Origin of the sequence: Streptomyces sp. AM 4-1-1, from assembly GCF_029167625.1 — a bacterium.
Classification (GTDB): domain Bacteria; phylum Actinomycetota; class Actinomycetes; order Streptomycetales; family Streptomycetaceae; genus Streptomyces.
The window spans coordinates 2,297,862-2,316,406 of sequence record NZ_CP119145.1 but is presented as its reverse complement, the minus strand read 5'-3'; the positions used below and the strand labels follow the sequence as shown (position 1 = coordinate 2,316,406).

Annotated in this window: 22 protein-coding genes and 1 pseudogene; 15 read left to right on the top strand and 8 right to left on the bottom strand. The window is 58.5% G+C overall.

Annotation, left to right across the window (positions count from 1 at the left end; genetic code table 11):
* Positions 1-203: 203 nt before the first annotated feature.
* A complete protein-coding gene (locus PZB75_RS09745) occupies positions 204-524 on the top strand; it encodes a hypothetical protein (RefSeq protein ID WP_275534901.1) in 321 nt (106 codons plus the stop codon).
* A complete protein-coding gene (locus PZB75_RS09740; RefSeq protein ID WP_275534900.1) occupies positions 524-1,096 on the top strand; it encodes an ATP-binding protein in 573 nt (190 codons plus the stop codon). Before PZB75_RS09745 ends, PZB75_RS09740 begins: the two co-directional genes overlap by 1 nt.
* A gap of 109 nt (positions 1,097-1,205) precedes the next feature.
* Here the strand turns inward: PZB75_RS09740 and PZB75_RS09735 are convergent, their stop codons facing one another.
* On the bottom strand, positions 1,206-1,403 hold the full coding sequence (locus tag PZB75_RS09735) for a hypothetical protein (protein WP_275534899.1): 198 nt from the start codon (positions 1,401-1,403) through the stop codon (positions 1,206-1,208).
* Positions 1,404-1,504: 101 nt separating this feature from the next.
* Complete coding sequence (locus PZB75_RS09730) at positions 1,505-2,734, bottom strand: hypothetical protein (protein WP_275534898.1); 1,230 nt, start codon at positions 2,732-2,734, stop codon at positions 1,505-1,507.
* 178 nt (positions 2,735-2,912) lie between these two features.
* On the opposite strand from PZB75_RS09730, the gene PZB75_RS09725 reads away from it, so the two are divergent.
* The 8 genes from PZB75_RS09725 (at position 2,913) to PZB75_RS09690 (ending at position 9,179) form a co-directional block, all read left to right on the top strand.
* Positions 2,913-3,254, top strand: coding sequence for a hypothetical protein (locus PZB75_RS09725; protein WP_275534897.1), 342 nt, complete (start codon positions 2,913-2,915; stop codon positions 3,252-3,254).
* Positions 3,254-3,466: a hypothetical protein gene (locus PZB75_RS09720; protein ID WP_275534896.1), complete on the top strand. Its 213-nt coding sequence runs from the start codon at positions 3,254-3,256 to the stop codon at positions 3,464-3,466. The genes PZB75_RS09725 and PZB75_RS09720 overlap by 1 nt, the downstream gene beginning before the upstream one ends.
* Positions 3,467-3,481: 15 nt before the next feature.
* Positions 3,482-3,721, top strand: coding sequence for a hypothetical protein (locus PZB75_RS09715; RefSeq protein ID WP_275534895.1), 240 nt, complete (start codon positions 3,482-3,484; stop codon positions 3,719-3,721).
* A gap of 190 nt (positions 3,722-3,911) precedes the next feature.
* Complete coding sequence (locus PZB75_RS09710) at positions 3,912-4,070, top strand: hypothetical protein (RefSeq protein WP_275534894.1); 159 nt, start codon at positions 3,912-3,914, stop codon at positions 4,068-4,070.
* 49 nt (positions 4,071-4,119) lie between these two features.
* Positions 4,120-6,408, top strand: a complete 2,289-nt coding sequence (locus PZB75_RS09705) for a TraM recognition domain-containing protein (RefSeq protein WP_275534893.1) — start codon at positions 4,120-4,122, stop codon at positions 6,406-6,408.
* 108 nt (positions 6,409-6,516) lie between these two features.
* Positions 6,517-7,221 (top strand): replication-relaxation family protein, encoded by a 705-nt coding sequence (locus tag PZB75_RS09700; protein WP_343286223.1) that lies wholly within the window; start codon positions 6,517-6,519, stop codon positions 7,219-7,221.
* Between the two features lie 358 nt (positions 7,222-7,579).
* A complete protein-coding gene (locus tag PZB75_RS09695; RefSeq protein WP_275534891.1) occupies positions 7,580-8,374 on the top strand; it encodes a hypothetical protein in 795 nt (264 codons plus the stop codon).
* 283 nt (positions 8,375-8,657) lie between these two features.
* Positions 8,658-9,179: an RNHCP domain-containing protein gene (locus PZB75_RS09690; RefSeq protein WP_275534890.1), complete on the top strand. Its 522-nt coding sequence runs from the start codon at positions 8,658-8,660 to the stop codon at positions 9,177-9,179.
* A gap of 463 nt (positions 9,180-9,642) precedes the next feature.
* On the opposite strand, the gene PZB75_RS09685 is transcribed toward PZB75_RS09690, so the two are convergent.
* From PZB75_RS09685 to PZB75_RS09675, 3 genes are all read right to left on the bottom strand, one after another.
* Positions 9,643-10,167: a hypothetical protein gene (locus tag PZB75_RS09685; RefSeq protein WP_275534889.1), complete on the bottom strand. Its 525-nt coding sequence runs from the start codon at positions 10,165-10,167 to the stop codon at positions 9,643-9,645.
* Positions 10,168-10,544: 377 nt separating this feature from the next.
* The gene (locus PZB75_RS09680) at positions 10,545-10,787 is read right to left on the bottom strand and encodes a hypothetical protein (RefSeq protein ID WP_275534888.1); all 243 of its coding nucleotides are present in this window, start codon (positions 10,785-10,787) and stop codon (positions 10,545-10,547) included.
* A 33-nt stretch (positions 10,788-10,820) separates the two neighbouring features.
* Positions 10,821-11,033, bottom strand: a complete 213-nt coding sequence (locus tag PZB75_RS09675) for a hypothetical protein (RefSeq protein ID WP_275534887.1) — start codon at positions 11,031-11,033, stop codon at positions 10,821-10,823.
* A 414-nt stretch (positions 11,034-11,447) separates the two neighbouring features.
* Between PZB75_RS09675 and PZB75_RS09670 the strand changes: the two genes are divergently transcribed.
* The 3 genes from PZB75_RS09670 to PZB75_RS09660 all read left to right on the top strand — a co-directional run bounded on the left by PZB75_RS09670 (position 11,448) and on the right by PZB75_RS09660 (position 13,564).
* Complete coding sequence (locus PZB75_RS09670) at positions 11,448-12,224, top strand: ParA family protein (RefSeq protein WP_275534886.1); 777 nt, start codon at positions 11,448-11,450, stop codon at positions 12,222-12,224.
* Between the two features lie 253 nt (positions 12,225-12,477).
* On the top strand, positions 12,478-12,612 hold the full coding sequence (locus PZB75_RS09665) for a hypothetical protein (RefSeq protein ID WP_275534885.1): 135 nt from the start codon (positions 12,478-12,480) through the stop codon (positions 12,610-12,612).
* A gap of 40 nt (positions 12,613-12,652) precedes the next feature.
* A complete protein-coding gene (locus PZB75_RS09660) occupies positions 12,653-13,564 on the top strand; it encodes a hypothetical protein (protein WP_275534884.1) in 912 nt (303 codons plus the stop codon).
* Positions 13,565-14,009: 445 nt separating this feature from the next.
* Here PZB75_RS09660 and PZB75_RS09655 read toward each other — a convergent pair whose 3' ends face one another.
* The 3 genes from PZB75_RS09655 to PZB75_RS09645 form a co-directional block, all read right to left on the bottom strand.
* Complete coding sequence (locus tag PZB75_RS09655; RefSeq protein ID WP_275534883.1) at positions 14,010-14,549, bottom strand: NUDIX hydrolase; 540 nt, start codon at positions 14,547-14,549, stop codon at positions 14,010-14,012.
* A 148-nt stretch (positions 14,550-14,697) separates the two neighbouring features.
* Positions 14,698-15,024, bottom strand: coding sequence for a hypothetical protein (locus PZB75_RS09650; RefSeq protein WP_275534882.1), 327 nt, complete (start codon positions 15,022-15,024; stop codon positions 14,698-14,700).
* A gap of 305 nt (positions 15,025-15,329) precedes the next feature.
* Positions 15,330-16,907, bottom strand: coding sequence for a recombinase family protein (locus tag PZB75_RS09645; protein ID WP_275534881.1), 1,578 nt, complete (start codon positions 16,905-16,907; stop codon positions 15,330-15,332).
* A gap of 57 nt (positions 16,908-16,964) precedes the next feature.
* On the opposite strand from PZB75_RS09645, the pseudogene PZB75_RS09640 reads away from it, so the two are divergent.
* Positions 16,965-17,654, top strand: a pseudogene (locus tag PZB75_RS09640) (ATP-binding cassette domain-containing protein); the annotation flags it as partial.
* A gap of 97 nt (positions 17,655-17,751) precedes the next feature.
* Positions 17,752-18,510 (top strand): DUF1707 domain-containing protein, encoded by a 759-nt coding sequence (locus PZB75_RS09635; RefSeq protein WP_275538652.1) that lies wholly within the window; start codon positions 17,752-17,754, stop codon positions 18,508-18,510.
* The last annotated feature ends 35 nt before the right edge of the window (positions 18,511-18,545 follow it).

Below are 18,545 nucleotides of genomic sequence, written 5' to 3'. Positions count from 1 at the left end.
ATGAAAGCAGCCAATGGCTCGCTTCGCAATGCTGAATGTGGGTTCGAATAACTCGATTAGCTTGCCCACAAACGAAGTCTTGCACGACGAGTTCCGCAGTGCTTCACTCTGTGACGTGGCGAACAGCGGTGTTCACGCTTCGTCATTCAGGGTGCGTCCGTGGCTTGAGCGGCAGGCGTCGACGCCCCGTCACAGGAGGCGAAATGAAGCAGACCATATTGGGGTACATGCGGGCGTACGACTCCATGCCTGATGAGCAGATCATGGAAAACGAGCTCCAAATGTTCCGCTGGGCGCAGGCAGAGGGGTGCGATCTATCCGTCATCTACCAGGAGACAGACGAAGGCAGTATTGCGGTTTTGCTCGAATTAGTCCAAGAACTTCAGATGACCGGCGACAAGGCGGTGTTGGTGCCGTCCATCGCACACTTCGGTGACTCCCGGATTTTGCAAGACCACCTGTACGAGTACGTTGTGCGCTGCGCATTCCCAACAGTCGAAGTACATGAGGTGGCGAAATCGTGATGGCCCCGACCACAGTGCACCTCTCGCACATTCAACTCGTTGCGTTGCCGACGGCAGTCGGGTTATCGCGGGCGTTCATCCGCCAGACGTTGAAGAACTGGCAGCTTACCGACCAGACCGAAAGTGCGGAACTAGTGGTCTCTGAGTTGGTGACCAACGCCGTGAAGGAAACAGGTCTCGCCGGTGTGGCGCATGGATGGGAAGACATAAGGGCTCACCATGTCATCGGCGTGCAACTGCGCCTCGCAGGCACCCGACTGTACGTCGAGGTATGGGACGGGAGCGATGGAGTCCCCGAAAAACAAGACGCTTCGGAGAATGCGGAGGGTGGGCGCGGTCTTCTGCTCGTGGAGATGTCGAGTAGAAGGTGGGGCACCTATCGCTCGCCGGCGGGCGGCAAGATCGTTTGGGCTGAGTTGGGGCTTTCCACGTCGGCATGTCCGGCATCGTCTTCCCCGCTACTTCCAACACGGGTGCCTGGAACGTTTCCCCTCCTCGACGATGCGTTGGTCGAGCTCGTTGAAACAGCTCTGATCGAACGCGTCCTGGTCGGCTTGCGGGAAAGCCTTTAGGTGATTTCTGGCCCGCACCACAAAACGAAGAACACCCCGCGTCCACAACGGACACGGGGTGTTCTTCGTTGCGGTGCGGGGTTGTGATGACTGGCGCGGTTGGGTTGCGTCAGTTGTTGGTGGTGGGATCGATCTCGTTGACGATTCGATCAACCACGCTGGCGTGGCCAGGTTGGCCGTTCTGGCGGTAGCGGGCTGCGATGGCGCGTAGGTCCGTAGTCAGATCGTCCATGAGGTCGTCGTCAAGAACGATGGCGTTTGTGGATTCTTCGACCTGGGTTTTGCGGTTGCGTTGCCTGCGGAACATCAGGTAGTCCCCTTCATAGATCCTCGCGGCATCTAGCCGAGGCGTATTATGAAGGAATTGAAAATTAATGCAAGAATAAGCGGCTTCAACCCAAAGGTGCCCTAACCGAATTTGTTGGAAAACTCAATGAGGATCGTAAACTGTACCCACCCGCTCGCCTGTCTCACGATTCCATCTTGTTTGTTCTCGCCGATTAAGGCACCGCCAGCTTCAGCGATACCACCCGGAGAAGAGTGGGCCGCACCGTCAGCCATGCGCAGTCCCTTGCCGCCATGTGCTTTCTTGGTGTCCCGAGTAGTGAGGAAGGTCGACCCCGGTAGGTAATAGATGGTTAGTGGCTTCTCGGCCAAGAAGTTACAGGAGGCCCATACGTCCGGCGCGTTATCCGCTGTGAACTGTGCCACCAAGCCCGGGTTGTAAACGGGTAGGTTCTCTGGGACGAGAATTTCCATGCGTGCATCGTGGAGCTGGGCGGCTGGGTTACCCTTGTCCAGGTTTGGTGCCACGGAGTTAGAAAACCAGGCCGAGCAGTCGTAGTAGTGGCCGTCTTCGGCTGCGATGCGGTTACTCCATCGTCGCTGATCTACCTGCTTTTCTCTCTTGTCATGGCACAGTAAAAATCCCCGCTCGTCGCCAAAGCCGTAGGCGTCTTTGAGGGAGTTAAATGCGGCGTACGGCGCCGGACTCTTGACCGAGTACATCTTCCGCACTGGCCCCCACCTCGAAGTGTGGTCGAGATCTGATTCGGGGATTGCGACAGGGGATGCGGCAGACGATCCCTTTTGGTCAGCGGCCTTGTCTGACTTATCTGGCCACGCTTGAATCACGACCAGCGACGCGCTCACGACCGCAATAGCAAGCAGAGCAAGCCGGTGCCGTCTGCGTAATCCACGCTCTACAGGCTGCGGGGAAGGTGTTTTGTCTTCCAGGGTTTCGGCTTCCTCCTCGGCGGCGGCCTCTTGGTCAAGGGCATCGGTCTGCTCAGCTTCCTTAAGTAGCAGCTTCACCAGGCGGTCAATGGCTCGTTTTTCAGCGTCAAAGATGCTGCGCTCGCTGCCGTAAAACGTTCCGTCCACCCTTGCGGCGCTGCGCCTGGCGGTCGTGTTCTTCAATCGATCCACGTCGATGGCGAGCGACGCTCGCAGCATCTTGGCGTCCTGGTCGTCGCCAAGGCGGTGGGCGAGAGCAGCTAAGCGCTCGACACCTTCGTACTCGTCATCGGTGTCGAGGAGCTGCAACAGCAAGGGTTGCTTGGCAAGCGCGTCAGGCGTCAGCCCCTGCCGCTTGCGCAGTTCACCGATGGCAGTCACCGCCAGCTCGTAGAAGCCCACGTTCCACCCCTCCGCGGCCGTCGTTCCTGAGTCGCAGTATGCACCGACAGCACTACTGCAACGGCACTGCAAGCTGGGTCGTTGCAGTGCCGTTGCAGTGACCAGACCCCTCCCGCCGGCGAACTGTTGATGCAGGGATCAAACGATCCAGCGACGACAGCGAGATGGAGGCAACACCATGGGTAGCGAACTGATGCTTGGTGGAGGCGGACAACAGGAGGGACGCGGACGCGGCGGCTGGCTGGCCCGGCCGTCCAAGGAGCAGCGAGCGCTCCAGGCTCGCGCCGACCGTGACCGGACGAACCTGCTGTACGAGGCGCAGAAGCAGGAGTTCACCGCTGCACTGCGCACCCGCTTGACCGAGAACGCCATGCACGACATCACCGACGTGGTGGGGCTGGCCCAGCAACTGGCGGCTGGTGACCCGTACATCGGCGCGGAGCTGCACAAGATCGTGCAGGAGTACGCGCGTCAAACTGGGCGCGACATCCGTTCCTTCGGCAACGGACTGGGAATCTGATGACGGTCGAAATCCTGCTCTTTCTGAGCGGCTTGGCTCTCAGCGGTGTATTGCTCGGCATCGCCGCGATTTGGGAGCGGACGACCCAACGCAACGAACAGCGCAAGAAGATGGAACGCAGCGCCACCGAGCTGTACGTGAACATGCGGCAGCGCAAGCACGAAACGATGCGGCAGATGCGCGACGTCGCTAAGAACCATCGAGCTGAGTAAGGGGAATCGTTCTTCATGTTCCACGCAGCAAGCGAGGGCGGCCAAGCAGCCGGAGGTGGGGTAGTCGCCTTCATCCTGATCGTGTTGGTGCTCTGGGCGCTTTCTCGACTCGACACGTCGAGTGAACGACCCAAGCGTGTACAGCGCAAACGCGAGATAGAGACCATCGTCCGCAACCGCTCCAGCGACACAGACCTCTTCCGCGAAGTCCTCAACGAACTCGCCAAGGAGGAACGCGGCAAGCGGCGTTCGTAGCCAACGCCCTGGATCTGACAACAGCCCCCGCCCCGCACGTCGCCCGTAAGTGAAGGCAGCCACTCGCTGGCCAGTGCCACACCTACTCACCGCGACCTGAGGGGCGGGGGCCTCGTCGTTGAACCGCGCCGACCAACCTCACGCCGGCCCCGACCCTCAGGTCGGCGGTACCCAACAGAGAGACCACCCCATGAAAAAAGCCCGGAGCTACCTCCTGACCCTGCTGCTCGCCGCGCTGACGATCCGCGTGCTGTGGTGGGTGGTTGAGCCGTTCATTCCCTACATGATCGGAATGCTCGCCATCGTGATGGTGCTGGGATTCGTCTATTACCGCATGACGCGGTGGTAGTAAAAGTTACACACCTCATACACACGCTGATGTGAGAAAATGGATGGGAATGAGTCTCATCACTTCCATCATCACGTCAGTTGGCCTGGCGCTCTTATACAGCGCCTTTTTGATGGGACTCAAGGGCATGGCAGCACAGACCGATGAACGAGTGACCTATCGGCTCACTTTTCCGGCTGACCTGACCGCCGCTCAGGTAACTGAGTGGATCAAACGGATAAGTGGCACCCTCCACAGTGGCCCCCGTCGACTGATGGGCCTTCCCTCCGTGGTCTTCGAGGTGCGCGCGAACGATCGGGAGATCAGCCATTGGATACGAGTACCGCGTCACCAAGAGCGGTTTATCGTTCCCCAACTGCGCTCACTTGTGCCTGGGATGACGGCAACGCCGGAGACGGATGAACCAGCTCACCAGTGGATGGCCGCAGTGGAGCTTGGCCACACGCACCCAGACCGCACCCTCGACATCCAGAACGCCGAGACCATCTCCACAAGTGTTCTCACAGCGATGGACAGCCTCGGCAGGGGTGAAGAACTGCTCTATCAATGGGTGGTGGCGCCTGCTGTACGTCAGGCTCCTCCCGCCCTCGGGCGCGAACAGCACAGCAACCACTTCAGCATGGTCGGACAGATCCTGTCAGGTTCACAGAACGCTGGACATGACGAAATTACCGACCGCCGAACCAAGCTGAGTGAGCCGAACTTCGTGGGAGTTCTTCGCATCGCGGCGAAGGGCTTCAACAAGCAGCACGCGGCAAGTCTGATCGCTCCGATCAAGGCCACGCTTGCGAGTATCAGGACGGCTCACAACGGGTTCCGTAAGCGGATCGGGTTGGAAAGTGGGGCCATCAAGCGAGTCGCCGAGGCAAGCTCGCTAATGGTCTACCCGGCGCAGCTCTCAGCGAGCGAACTGGGGAGCTTGGTGGCTTGGCCTATCGGGGCACCACACCTTTCACGGCTCCCCCGCTCAAGGACGCGGCACCTTCCGGCATCGGCTGTGATCGCGTTGAAGGGCCGGATCATCGGAGAGTCCAACTTCCCAGGAGGCGAACGACCTCTCGCCTTAACCCCGGTGGAGTCTGCGCAACACCTTCAAGTCGTCGGCCCGACAGGGTCAGGTAAGACGGTTCTTCTGAACAACTTGATTGCTCAGGACATGCGAGCCGGCCGCGGGGTTGTCCTGATCGAGAGTAAGGGCGACCTGTTCAACGAAGCACTCGCACGGGTACCAGAACACCGGCTTCAAGACGTCGTGCTCCTGGACGTGACTGACACGGCCTATCCGGTCGGCTTCAACCTGCTACAAGGTAACCCCTACGCCGTGGCCTCGGAGATTCAACGACTCTTCGACCACCTGTACCCACAGGATGCCCGGGGAGTGCGCGTAAGACAGGGGTTCTACCACCTGATCCTGACCCTCTTGATGAGCACGAACGCCGAGCGCCCCATGACATTCGCGGACATCGGGGCTCTCAGCGTTCCGAGAGTAGACCAAGAGGAGTTCGCGAACAATCTGATTGCTGGCGTCTCACACCTTGAGGAGCTGGCGGGTTGGTGGCAGGACATCCAACGCCTGTCACGACAGCAGCGAGAGAATTACTTCAAGCCGCTCACCGACAGAACGTGGCAGCTCACGTCTCGGCGGTCGTTGCGGAACATCATCGGCCAGAGCCAAAGCACCATCGACATGCACGAGGTGATCCGAGGGAAAAAGATCCTGCTTGTCAATCTCGGCCGCGCTACGGAGGGAAAGGAGACAGCCGGACTTCTCGGCAGCCTCATCCTGAACTACGTGTGGAGCGCCGTACAGGGTGGAGCGGCCAACCCTAGAAACCCGACGATGCTGTACCTCGACGAGTTTCAAGACTTCTTGAACCTCCCGATTGCACCGGCCGACATGTTCGCTCAGGCCCGCAGCCTTGGCCTGGCGATGACCGTTGCTCACCAGCACATCGGGCAGCTCTCGAAGGAGTTGCAGGAAGCCACGCAGACCAACGCCCGGTCAACAGTGGTCTTTCAGACCTCGGCGGACGATGCAAAGCACTTCGCCCGCCAGTTTGGCCGTAACGTCACAGATGAAGACTTCATGAACCAAGGTCGGTTCGAGGTCATTATGCGGCTGGCTACCAGCGCGGGCGTGAGTCCTCCCGCAACGGCACTGACCTTGCCGCCGGTTGATACCACTGGCATTGCCGAAAGGGTGCGACAACTCTCACGGAAGAGCTACGGGCGGCCGATCGCCGACGTTGAACGAGAGATCGCGCAACGACGCGGCGCGAAGGTGAAAGCCAAGCGTTCTATCAAACGCCGTTTCGGCGGCGGGAGCTGGCATCCGTAGTCGTTCCCGGTACAGGGATGCCCCCCAGGATCAGCCCAGGTCAGCCCTAGGTGCATCCCTGTACCTGCGTACCCCCTGACCAGGGGGTACGCCCCCACCTATCAGCGCATGACTATCCACGGAGCACACATAATGGAACTTACTACCCGAGACCTCACCATCCTGTCACTTGTTCACACTTTCACCCAACTATCGTCAACGCATTTGAAAGAGCTGGTCTTCTTCGATAGATCACATAGCGTCCCTGACGTGGTTCTAGGACGTTTGACGCGTCTTCGCTACCTGTCACGGGTTGGAAGGCGCGCAACAGGGCTACAAGGCGGCTCAGGGGCTTATACGTATCAACTTGGCCGGTACGGCCGGACACTACTTGGCGTCGAGGGGCGCTTGTCGCCCAACGTCAACAATCATGCCCTGATGATTGCTGACACCTACCTCGAACTTCGACGGGCAGAGAAAGCGGGCGTTCTCAACCTCACGCGCTGGGAGATAGAACTCCCAGTCCCTCCCTCAGTTCGCGCCGACTTGTTCGTGGCAGTCGACTTCCCGCAGCAACAACGCAGCGGGGCGTACTTTCTTGAGATCGACCTGAGCACCGAGGCGCCCATACGCATCCGAGAAAAAATCCAAGGATATTGGCGAGCGGCTGAGTCCAGCGAGGCCAACGACTTCCCTTTCGTTGTTTTCGTCGTCAGACACGAAGCTCGTAAGGCGGAGATTGGACGTATCATCCGTGGGCTACCGGCAGAACAACAGGAGATGGTGCGAGTGTTCCTGTTTGCCGAATTAATACCTCAGCTCATACAGCTTTGATGGTGATGTTTTTTCTACATCGCCAACAGAGGTAGAAGTTGTTGATCAACAGAGGTGGAAGGTTTATAATAGAATAGATACGAAACATATCGGACAAGCGCTAGTAATGGCTTCTCCAAGGAAAACGAACCGTGGCTCGCCGAGAACGTAAACAACCCCTGATCGAAATGCTTGCGTGGGGACCTCGGGAACCAGCACTCCGCAGACGCGTGCAAGTGCGCCGAGTCCGCGCGAAGAGTCGCCAGACTCAAAGCGACTTCGTCCTAGCGGCTATGATTGCGACGACCATCAGCGCATATTTGATAGCAACCACCTAGCTCTAGATCGTGTGCTCCAAGACAGCAGGGCCGGCGCGAGGGTGAAGGCCCGCTTCAAGCTGACAGATCTCGCCGCTCTGAGCCGTCACCTCAGTACCGCCCCATTTTCGTTTTTGAAGTCGGTCTTCTGCGGCGCAATCTTGCGCCGCAGAATATCCGACCTGAAAGGCGAAAACGTGGAAAATGAGATGCGTGACATCAGCGGTATTCGCTATCGCCGTCATCGCAACGGAGGCGGATGGGTGGCCGAAACAGCTTTCGTCGCAGACGAAGCACGCGTTACTACTGGTGCTCGCGTCAGCGGACGGGCCAAGGTGCTTGGAACGGCTCAAGTGACTGGTGGTGCTTACGTCAGCGACAACGCGGTGGTCAAAGACCGAGCGATCGTCACCGATCGAGCCGTGGTCGAGGGTTTCGCCGTCGTGTCAGAAGACGCAAAGGTGTACGACAGCGCGATCGTCTATGGACACGCTCAGGTGCACGGAAACGCCCTCGTTTATGAGGACGCCGCCGTATATGACCACGCCATAGTGTGGGGCTGTGCAGAGGTCTTCGGAGCCGCAAGGGCCTGGAACTACGCAGAGATTCACGGGAACGCGAAAGTTTCTGGAAAGTCTTGGATCTACGGCAGAGCTGAAGTCCTTGGCCAAGCCACGGTTTCGGGAAACGCTGCGGTGTTCGAACGGGCACAGATCTCCGGTACGGCAATCGTCAAGGAGTACGCCAGGATCTACGAGTCAGCTAAAGTCACCAGCGGCGGCATTGTCTGCGGGTCACTGGTGAAAGGAACTACTGTCGTCAGCGCCGACCTGAAGGATAGTTCGCTCGAAGAGTAGTCGCGCGGGTCGTGATCGTTGAGCTATAAGCTCTCACGCCAACTACGTCAAGGTTGGTGCTTTCCCAAAGTGATTTCCCCCATTGACGAATGCGCGATATTTTGAGATAATAGCTACGTATGGTAAGTAATCGACGACAAATGATCATTGTGTCAGTCGCCCTTGAAGAAGGGTATTCTTGGCTGGTCCTCTAACGTCACTTTACTTCACATCTTTTCAAAATAGCATCTAGCTATCCAGCGACCAGCCAAGCGGCTGGTTTTTGTGATTAAGGATCTATTTTGTGAAACACCATCACCATGATAAACGCTACGGAAATGAAGAAAACAAGTCGCTGCAAAGGCGACAAGAGGATAGAGCTGGCGGATTCCGTTGCTCTCACTGCAAGCGCTGGGTTGTCATCAATCCGTTCATAGGCACGGCAAACCGGAACCACTGCGATCACTGCCTATGGTCGAAGCACGTCGACCAATCGAAGGGTGACCGCCAGGCGACCTGTCATGCAGGTATGGAACCGATTGGTCTCACTTTCAAGAACGAGGGTTACGGCAAACAAGGTGAGCTGATGCTCATTCACGTCTGCGCTAGTTGCCACAAGGTCTCGATCAACAGGATTGCGCGCGACGACTCCAACGAAGCGATCCTTACGATCTACCGAGATTCGTTAATGCTCAGTACTGCCATGAAGTCCACCTTGCAGACGCGTTCAATCCTTCTCCTGAATCAGGAACATGAGGGAGAGGTCTACAAGCAGTTGTTCGGCCACGAGACATCGAGCGCATGGCGTTCACCAAGCAAGGAATAACAGTCTGCCGACCGCTCGTGACCACCCCCGCCAGGCACATCCCTGAGTGGAGGCGACCTGGAGGCTCCCGCCGGCGTCGCCTGAGTGGGCTCGTTCTACCGCGACCTGCGGGGCCTGATAGTCGCGGGTGCTCACTTGCCGCCAGGCGGCGGAGGGACTGTCGCGTTCATCCGCCTGCGCCGACTGCGGCAAGAACGCAACCATCATCAGCACTAGGAAGTCTCGGTAGAACGAGACGTATCAGGGGGACCGCGGTACGCGTTGAACAACCCCAACCTAGGGCCGTGGCCGGCGCGGCCTGGGTGGTCGCGATCTACGCGACGAGGGGCTGTCGGTGGACTCGGCCGTCTTCTGCGCGAACGACGGTCTCAGAGGCTCTGTAAGGTGGGCGCGCGGGTCAGACGGGACTGAACCTGTCTTCAACGCTGGACGCGCGCACACGCGCTCTCATGAGGTCTCAGCGCTATGCAGCGGTGGTCTTGGGATTCAACGCGATCCGGCAGAAGTACTTGAACGAGTCGGTCTTCCCTCTCTCGGCCGCCTCGACTGACAGACGTACGGCGGCGTCCTGGTGTTTCCACGCAGCCTTGAAGACAGCGTTCACGCTGTTCGCTGGCACCTTGAGACGGCCGCCGATCTGCTGCACGACACGACGTACCTTGCGCAGCTTGGCCAGGAACTTCAACGAGCGCTCCCAGTGGGTTGGCTTGCCCTCGCTCCCTGGTACAGGGGTCGTCCTGGTGGACTTGGCGAACCAACGGCTCGGCGTGTCCTTATCCTTGGCAACTTCTGCCAGGTCGATCAAGTCTTGCAAGTGTCCCTTGCGAATGAGCGACTTGAACTTGTTGCGGTACATCTTGTTGTCGATCAGGTCGTCTACTTCCTGTGGAATCTCCTGTCCTTCTATAGAAGTAACGGAGGCGCTTTCGCTTGCCTTATTTCTATAGAACTCTCGGCGCGTTAATGTTGCTTTGATGCTTTCAGCCATGCTGTTTCTCCTCACCCCCGATTTTGGGCAACACAAAACCGTCCCCATTACGGGGGTACTAACTGTTGGTTTGAACGGCTCGGCGTACCTGTGTGGTGGCAAGGGTTCTTAGAAAAGACAAGAGCCCTCTTTCGAGGGCTCCGAATGCGTCTAACTTCAGTGCTAATTCAATAGTAAACAATTGCAACAAAACATGCAAGTCTATTTTTGCGCGAAATAAGAACGGATAGAAAAATACCCCCAAAACCGATAGGCTAGCGCATAAATTCTTTGGCACTGAATGCTAGACGCTAGCTTGCCATAAGTATAATTGGAATTACTTGAATTTGCAAACAAAACAAAAGCCACCCTAGAAAATGGCTGACGGATTTGCGGCTTTATGACTGCGCGAGACCTAGATGCTTCTGGAGTGCTCGCACGTCGTCTTCAACGCGGCCGACCTGTTGGGTAAGGGCTGCTCTTTCTGTTTGGTCGTCCTCGACCACTTTGGCGATTCCGTCCACCATTTCGATGAGGTATTCAAACTGCTGCTTGGTGGCCATGTCGTCTAAGCGCGCATGTACTTTGCCGAACTCGCTTTGCATGTGGTTGAAAATTTTGGTAAATTGATCTTCGCTCATATATTACCCATTATGCACTTCCTCCCGAGAAGATCAAGCGGCAAGCTCCTGCCTACTCAGGAACTCTCGTACGGCTTGCGTTACGAGCTGGTAGTCCTTCACTTCCCGTTCCACAGCCCGAAGCTTGATTTGCTTCACCATGTCGGCGGGGAGATGCGTTGTGTACTTAACCACAAGTGGTTTTACGGTTTTCTCCACTTCCCTACTTGTAGGCATGTGGTCTTTGAGTAGTGTCGGTTGGTTCACGCCGTCCTCCTATCGTTCTGCTTTGGTTTGATAACGCCGACCTAGCGTGCTGGCCGGCTCGGCTTGTCTGGGAGCTCCTAAGAGCCGTTCAGCGAGCCGTATCCATGTCGGCTGACTGGTTAGCTGGTGCTGCTTTGGATCGAGGCCGAGCACCCCTGTTACGAAGGCTCTGGCGTGCGTCCCAATCATGTCGTGAGTGATCGTGTGACTGTGCTTCATCTTTCATGCTTTCTCTTACGCTTTCTATTGTAATTGAATGCGCGCGTTAATTCAATAGCTCACGCGTTATAGAAAGAGTGAGCTATAGAACTATAGAGTTCTATAGCTCACTAGAGAATGCGCGCGGGAAAGGGTGATAGCTATTGTGAGGGGATGAGTGCTCGTGTTATCTTGAAAGTGGAGAACAAATGAATAATGGCAAAGAAAATCGCAATAGCCATCCATAAAGGTGGCGTAGGGAAGACGACAACCGCTAAGAACATCGCTGCTGCGATGGCGCTTGCTGGTCATCGAACCCTGTTGGTGGACTTGGACGAACAGGCCAACGCCACAAAAGGACTGGGGATTGATCCCGCCGATCTACCCGTCACGCTGAACAACTTGTTCGTGAGTCCTGAGATCGAGACGCCCTCGGCTGTGGTGAAGACGCTGGTTGACGGCCTTCATCTGATAGCCGGGCACCCGGACTTGTCGCGTACTGAAACGGGTATGGCGCTGCAACGGACTGATCCGACGGCACCTGATCCGATCGCGGCGCTTAAGGGACTGCTCGCAGAGCTGGAAGATGACTACGACTTCATCATCCTCGACACCCCACCGTCGTTGAACTACATGACTATCAACGCCCTGGCGGCGGCTGACGAGCTGGTGATCCCAGCCGCAGCGAGTGCGTACAGCCAAGACGGCTTGGCTCGCACCATCGAGGCGTATGAGCGAGCAGTGGGGAGCTACAACCCTTCGCTACGGCTCCGGGGCATCTTGGTCACGCGCTTTAAGCGCACGCTCGCGTCCTCGGCTGTCTTCGACGGGATAGGGGAGGCGTACAAAGACCTCGTGATCCCTCAGCTCATCGTGGAATCCACCGCAGTGGATGAAGCCGAGCAACTGAACCAGCCGGTAGTGATCTATGACCCGCAGAGTCACGCCGCGCAAGGGTATAAGCGGGTCGCGGAGATACTGACTAATGGCTAGAGATTTCAAGAAGCAGATGACAGAGCGGAAGACGACGGCACCTCGTGTTGCCATCCCGCAGGTCGATCCCGAGGCACCCAAATCCGCGCCGGCCTCGACGGCGAGTCCAGCGGAACCACCCGCCGTGCCGCAGCGGGTAGAACCCGCTGAGCCAGTTCGCCCCGCAGTGAGCGACCAGGAGCCTGCCTCGGAGCGACCGATCTACCTGACGCCAGTCGACACCGACGAACAGCCCATCAGTCGAGGACTCGCCATGTACCCGACGCGACACACGCAGATCGTCCGGGACGTCGCGTACATCGAGGGGCGTCGACCGTGGAAGATCATCGAGGACGCGCTCGAAGAGTACGTCGTGAAGCACTACGGCAAGCAGTACAAACGGGAGTAACCACTAGTCCATAGCCTGGATGCCATGGAACTATGGTGCCGTGACCCAGGAGCCAAACGAGCCCGACGAGGGCCTTGAGCCGGAGGAAACTTATCTCTCTGGCTTGATCAACGTGATGCCGCCGATGACCAACCTCATCTGGGCGCAGAATGCTGAGCTGATGAAGCGGCTGACAGAAATTGTCATGCCCACACATCGCTTCGTGCAGGCGATGACGCCGTCGATCGTGGAGTTCTCTCGTGTAATCACCCCAATCCGAGAGGTGTTCGCTAGCGAACACCTGCAACAGCAGTGGCGAAACCTCTTCATATCGATCGGTTCGCTGAAGGATCGGATTTATCCGGAGAACTTGCGCGACGCTGAGCCGCGCCTCAAGGAGCTAAAAGAACTGCTTCTCGAAGAGGGCATCCCTCTCATGTGGGTGCCGGGGCCGAAGGTGGTGCGCGCTCTCCTAGACGCGCAGGACGCTGTAGAGCGACGCCGCATCATCGGACGTCGGTGGCGAGGGATCGTCAACGACTGCGAGACCGCCGCCAAGAGCGTAGACCACCCAAATCTACTGGAAGTGCGAGACTTCGCCCTCGACTGCGTCGCTGCCCTGAGAGCGGGGCACACTAACCCCGCCCAGGCCCTGGCTGCCAACTTGCTCGACAGCCTGATGCACTCTCACTTCGAGAAGAGCGACAGGGTCAAGCTGACGTCCAACAAGAAGAGCAAGGCCAAGTTCGATCTCAACGACCATGACGTGCGCGTGGCCTTGACCTTTGCGCCTGTCTGGTACGCGTACGCGGAGTACTGGACGGACAAAGGCGACCCAGTTCCGCGCATGTTCGCCAGGCATGCCAGCGCGCACGGGGTCTCGCGTACGCAGTACTCGCGGATCAATGCCATTTATGGCCTCATGCTTGCCACGTCGGTGATGAAGTTCTTCGACGTGGAGCTGGAGCGGTAGAGCACTCAGAATCGATTTTGTGTCGCACAATCTATGTTTTGCGACCCTCATAACCAGTACACAGGGGTAGGAAGTAGCTAGACCACGGGCTACAGCCGATGTCCAGAGTGTTTGAGCCTATGGAATGATCTTTACCGCGTTGACAGGCCGAGTCCACCATGGCGAAGCTGCCGAATTATAGTGTGCTAGCTATGTCACATACTTGCCAGTTTGCAACCCTCTTGCCGAGAGCAGTAGGTTATGACCTGATAAGCGTTTCGCGAGATCGGCTTGGTAGCTCCGCTTTTGCACCCGCCCGCCGGCGTCGACTGGGTGTGGTTGTTTTAAGGGTGACTGCGGTATCGATATAGTCATGGGCGCTTGCTTGCTATGGACGCGCGCTCTGCGCCTTGGCACTGATAGAAAAAGCGGCTCTTGTGAGCCGCATGGATGGGTGGTGAGAAGATTACTGGTCGAGTTCTTGAAGATGGTCGTACGCCTTCAGGACGGCTATGGCGTCCGTCATGTTATTTGACTTGGCGTTAGAGATCAGCTCCTTAATGGTGATGAGAACGATCTCTATGTGCTCCTCGTCCTCAAGCTCTTGCTCACCGTTAGATGTGCAGTCAGTGGCGAGGTAGACATGCCATATGCCGTTCATGTAGGTGTCTTTGTTGTAGCCACCGAGGTATGTCATTGCGCCTGCCGCGTAGCCTGTCTCTTCTTGGAACTCTCTACGGGCGGCTATTTCTAGCCCCTCCCCTTCATCGACGAATCCGCCGGGAAGTTCGTCCATGACTTTTTCGGGGCCTACGCGGAACTGTCGAGCTATGATCACCTTTTTCGAGAGTGTCAGCCCGATCACGGCAACGAACTGTTGTCCCTCCGGCCCGAAGGTATCGAAGGCGGCTCTTTGGCCGTTTGGCATCAAGTAGGTCTTAGTGACTACTTCTCGCCATCCGACTTTGTGCACTGTCGTCGGCTCGCTTCTTTTCCATTTTTCCATGTACTTATTTATAACAATTAATGGACTTTGGTGCAATGCTGTTGTTTTTAGGTGGAAATGAAAGATCCCGCTCCGACGACCTTCAAGTCATCGGAGCGGGATTTCCGCCTCAACCGCCGGGAGCGGTGGCGGGAGGCGGAGTTAGGGGCTACCCGTTGCCGTTGCCGACACGAGTACCAGGAACGCGACCGCGCGTGCCCCGAGCGTTCTTGAGAACTTCGCCCATGTTGGGCGCAGCCTTGTTGAACTCCTCCAGGGGTACGTACACGTCCTGCTTGGCGCCGTTGGGCATGGTGACCTCCAGGATCACCAGGTCCGCGCTGATGTCGTTGAACTGCTTGAGTTCCGGCACGAGCACGTCCAGCGCCTTCGGCTGGTCGATGTCCGGGTGTTGCCGAACGACGACCGAAGCAAACTGCTTGTCGTCGCCCTGCTTACCGGAAAGGTCAGAGACCTTCTGGCTCACGATTGCCATTTCTGCTCCACTGGTTGGGTAGGTCCGGGCCTGATTGTTTTTGGCCCTACACTTATTATGCATTACCCATAAGAATGATTCCATAGAGTTTGTCCGAACTACAACACCGAAACGAACGCAGAGAATAGATGATGGAGTACAATGGGAAATGTAAGCGGAGAAACGATTTATGGAAGTACGACAACTCAAGGCGGCGGCAAAAGCGAAACCGCACTCGGCATCCGAGGTTGCGGAACAAAAATGGGTCGAAGCTCAGTTGCGAAATGCCCCTGAACTTCGACCCACTCAACTTGAACGTATTGCCGCTATTCTTGGCGCCACACCACCTGTAGACGCTCAGGGTTAAACCTATTGCTTCCCTTGCTGGCAGGATGCAGGATGATTGTTTCGAACATTTCTGCCGCGATGGCGTTCTTTTGTTCGACTTCTAGATCAGGCCACATCTCGACCATGTTGGACGACTTCGGCTTTGCGTTCTTCTTGGCGTAGGCTGCTCGCTCCTTGACGAGTACAGCAATAGCCGCTTCCTTCTTCCGTACCTCCGGCCAAATGTGAGAACCCATGTCCGGGTTTTCTTTGAACTGCGCCAACAAGTTCGCCTTTTTGACGTTGAGTGTGGCGAGCTCTTCGGTCTTGGGCCACGGTTGGGACTTGACCTCTACGTGCTGCTCCTCCAAGCGAGCGAGGATGAGCTTTGTGACGATGGCATCAATGGCGAGCCCCGCCCCGCTTGACTTCCCGCACCCACCGTCATTGGCCCTACAGGCGTAGTCGAATTTTCCTCCACCCTTGGAACCCCCTGAGATTTTGATACCGCAGTTTCCACACCGCATGATGCGGCTGAGCATGTACACCAACTTGCCGAGGTTGGCGTGACCTTCGGGACGATCGGGGCCAGCGAGAATGGCGACGACGGAGTGCCAGGTGTGCTCGTCCAAGATGGCCTCGTACTGACCCTTGACCGGGTTTCCTTGGTCGTCGGTGAGGTAGCGCGTGTGGTGCGGCTGATCCATCGGGCCATAGACCCGATACCCGACCAGGCGGGGTGACGTCATCATGAGGACGAACGTCCTACGACGCCACGGGTTGCCCTTAGTGGTGAGCTTTCCAGCTTTGTTCCACTTCCGGATGATGGTGGTCGCCTTCACGCCGGCCAGCAGCAACCTTGCCGCTGCTCGGATCTGCCAAGCTTCGCGCGGAACGATGGTGCGCTTGTCTTCCGCCCATCCGAACGCGCGGTTGCCGCCTACGGGGATGCCCCGCATGGCGCGTGAAAGATGGCTATCCCTCAACCGGCGCGACGTGTCGGTTGAGGAGCTGGCGCGGGCGTTCAAGACGTAGCGCGCCGCAGACCGACCGTTGTCGGTCAGTAGGTCGAGCGAACCTCGGATGTCGAGGATGGGACGGTGGTAGTACTGCACTACCTCGATCGCGTCTTCAAGGTGACGGTGGTCGCGGGTGAGGCGGTCGATGTCGTAGACGACCGAGCCGTCAACAGCCGTGGTCTTGTCGAACCCATCGGCCGGGGTGAAGTGCGCCGACTCAGTAGACCCCTTCTTGAGGTCACTGAGCATCCCTTCAAATACGGGACGGATGACGCGGTAGATGTAGCTCCCGTCCTCCTGCTTGATGCGCTTCTTCTTCCACGCCGAGGTGTCGGGCTCGTCATAGGTGCCGACGTACGTTCCGCCGCGCGACTCGACGTACCTGCGACAGAACGCCTCTTGTTCGTCGCGGTTGTTGATGTCCCCACCGGTCATCGGAGGACCGGACGTTTCACGGTCAGGGTGGGTTTCGAAGGAGAGCCGAACCAATCCGGCGATGTGAAGGCCGGTCAAGTCGCCCCGTTGGACGCGCTCAATGATGTTCGGTTGTGATTGCACTGCGTGATCTCCTGTTACTTATTGTAACATTGATCACATCCTTTGCAATACTGCTGCGGACAACGGACGACTCTGTGGTGGGACCTGCCGCTGCGCGATTCGTACCGACTGGTGCACCGGATGTACCGGGTGCCGGACCGCCGGTTCCGGGAGAACCTTGACCGGTGTGTCGAACTCCTCGACCTGAGCGAGCTGTTGGACGTGCCCGTACGCCAACTCTCGCTCGGCCAGCGGATGCGCGGTGACATCGCGGCGGCGCTGCTGCACGATCCCGAGGTGCTGTACCTCGACGAGCCGACCATCGGACTCGATGTGATCTCCAAGGCCAAGGTGCGTGAGTTCCTGCGGGACCTGAACGCGGAACACTCGACGACCGTGCTGCTCACCACGCACGATCTGACCGACATCGAGCAGCTCTGCAAGCGGGTGATGGTCATCGATCACGGGCGTCTGATGTACGACGGCGCGCTGGCCGGGCTGCACGAATTGGGCGAGAGCGAACGCACCCTGGTGGTCGACCTGGAACGCGAACTCCCGCCGATCCGCCTGGAGTCGGCGCCCTCGGTCCGTACGGTGAAGGTGGAGGGACCCAGGCAGTGGCTGGCCTTCCCGGCTGCGGATTCGGCGGCGCCGCTGGTGGCACGGATCGCGGCGGACTATCCGCTGGTCGATCTGTCGGTCCGGGAGCCGGACATCGAGGCCGTGATCGCGAGGATGTACGAGTCGGCCTCCGGCGCCGGGTTGTGATCGGCCTCGGGCTGTCGGTCGGCCTCCGGTGGGCGGGAGATAGGACGGGGCGTCGGCTTTCAATAGGCTTCACCGCATGACGAACGAACTTCCGGACATGCGTGCCTCCGACGCCGAACGCGAACGGATCGCCGAGACGCTGCGCGAGGCGGTGGCCGAAGGACGGCTGGAGATGGAGGAGTTCGAGCAGCGCCTCGATGCCGCCTACAAGGCGCGTACGCACGGGGAGTTGGTACCACTGGTGCGTGACCTTCCGGCTCCGGGCGCCGCTCCGGTGACGCTGAGTGGCGGTTCCTCGCCCGCGTCGACCGGTACGGGTACGGGCTGGGCGGACCGGATCGGCGGGCCCGCCACCTCGACGGGTGCCGTGGCGTTCTGGGGCGGGTTCGGCCGCAAGGGCAAGTGGACGGTGGCCAGGAAGTTCACCGCGTTCGCGATGTGGGGCGGCGGGGAGATCGACCTCCGGGACGCCCGGTTCGAGGACCGCGAGATCGTCGTCCGGTGCGTCACGATCATGGGTGGCATCCATGTGACGGTGCCGCCCCAGCTGAACGTCGAGGTCAGCGGTTTCGGCCTGATGGGCGGATTCGGTGACTCCGCGTCGGGCGAGGGCGATCCGGCCCCGGACGCGCCGAGGGTGCGGATCACCGGATTCGCGCTGATGGGCGGGGTCGGGGTCGAGCGCAAGCAGTCGAAGGCCGAGAAGCGACGGCTGCGGGAGCTGCGGGAGCGGGAGAGGGACCAGCAGGAGGAGCGGGAACAGCGGGAGCTGCGGGAACGGGAACGGGAACGGGCACGGGGAGAGCTGGGGAAGTCGGATTCCGGTACGGAGCCGGGCTCCAATACGGACCGTTAGGGCCCGGCCGACCCCCCCGGCCGTGACGGCGTCGC

Bases quoted from the DNA above. Each gene is read 5' to 3' on its own strand.
- PZB75_RS09705 (WP_275534893.1), top strand. From the start codon at position 4,120: ATGAGTCTCATCACTTCCATCATCACGTCAGTTGGCCTGGCGCTCTTA.
- PZB75_RS09635 (WP_275538652.1), top strand. From the start codon at position 17,752: ATGCGTGCCTCCGACGCCGAACGCGAACGGATCGCCGAGACGCTGCGC.
- PZB75_RS09650 (WP_275534882.1), bottom strand. From the start codon at position 15,024: ATGGCAATCGTGAGCCAGAAGGTCTCTGACCTTTCCGGTAAGCAGGGC.
- PZB75_RS09655 (WP_275534883.1), bottom strand. From the start codon at position 14,549: ATGGAAAAATGGAAAAGAAGCGAGCCGACGACAGTGCACAAAGTCGGA.
- PZB75_RS09720 (WP_275534896.1), top strand. From the start codon at position 3,254: ATGACGGTCGAAATCCTGCTCTTTCTGAGCGGCTTGGCTCTCAGCGGT.
- PZB75_RS09680 (WP_275534888.1), bottom strand. From the start codon at position 10,787: ATGAGCGAAGATCAATTTACCAAAATTTTCAACCACATGCAAAGCGAG.
- PZB75_RS09700 (WP_343286223.1), top strand. From the start codon at position 6,517: ATGACTATCCACGGAGCACACATAATGGAACTTACTACCCGAGACCTC.
- PZB75_RS09725 (WP_275534897.1), top strand. From the start codon at position 2,913: ATGGGTAGCGAACTGATGCTTGGTGGAGGCGGACAACAGGAGGGACGC.
- PZB75_RS09670 (WP_275534886.1), top strand. From the start codon at position 11,448: ATGGCAAAGAAAATCGCAATAGCCATCCATAAAGGTGGCGTAGGGAAG.
- PZB75_RS09665 (WP_275534885.1), top strand. From the start codon at position 12,478: ATGTACCCGACGCGACACACGCAGATCGTCCGGGACGTCGCGTACATC.
- PZB75_RS09715 (WP_275534895.1), top strand. From the start codon at position 3,482: ATGTTCCACGCAGCAAGCGAGGGCGGCCAAGCAGCCGGAGGTGGGGTA.
- PZB75_RS09735 (WP_275534899.1), bottom strand. From the start codon at position 1,403: ATGTTCCGCAGGCAACGCAACCGCAAAACCCAGGTCGAAGAATCCACA.
- PZB75_RS09710 (WP_275534894.1), top strand. From the start codon at position 3,912: ATGAAAAAAGCCCGGAGCTACCTCCTGACCCTGCTGCTCGCCGCGCTG.
- PZB75_RS09685 (WP_275534889.1), bottom strand. From the start codon at position 10,167: ATGGCTGAAAGCATCAAAGCAACATTAACGCGCCGAGAGTTCTATAGA.
- PZB75_RS09740 (WP_275534900.1), top strand. From the start codon at position 524: ATGGCCCCGACCACAGTGCACCTCTCGCACATTCAACTCGTTGCGTTG.
- PZB75_RS09745 (WP_275534901.1), top strand. From the start codon at position 204: ATGAAGCAGACCATATTGGGGTACATGCGGGCGTACGACTCCATGCCT.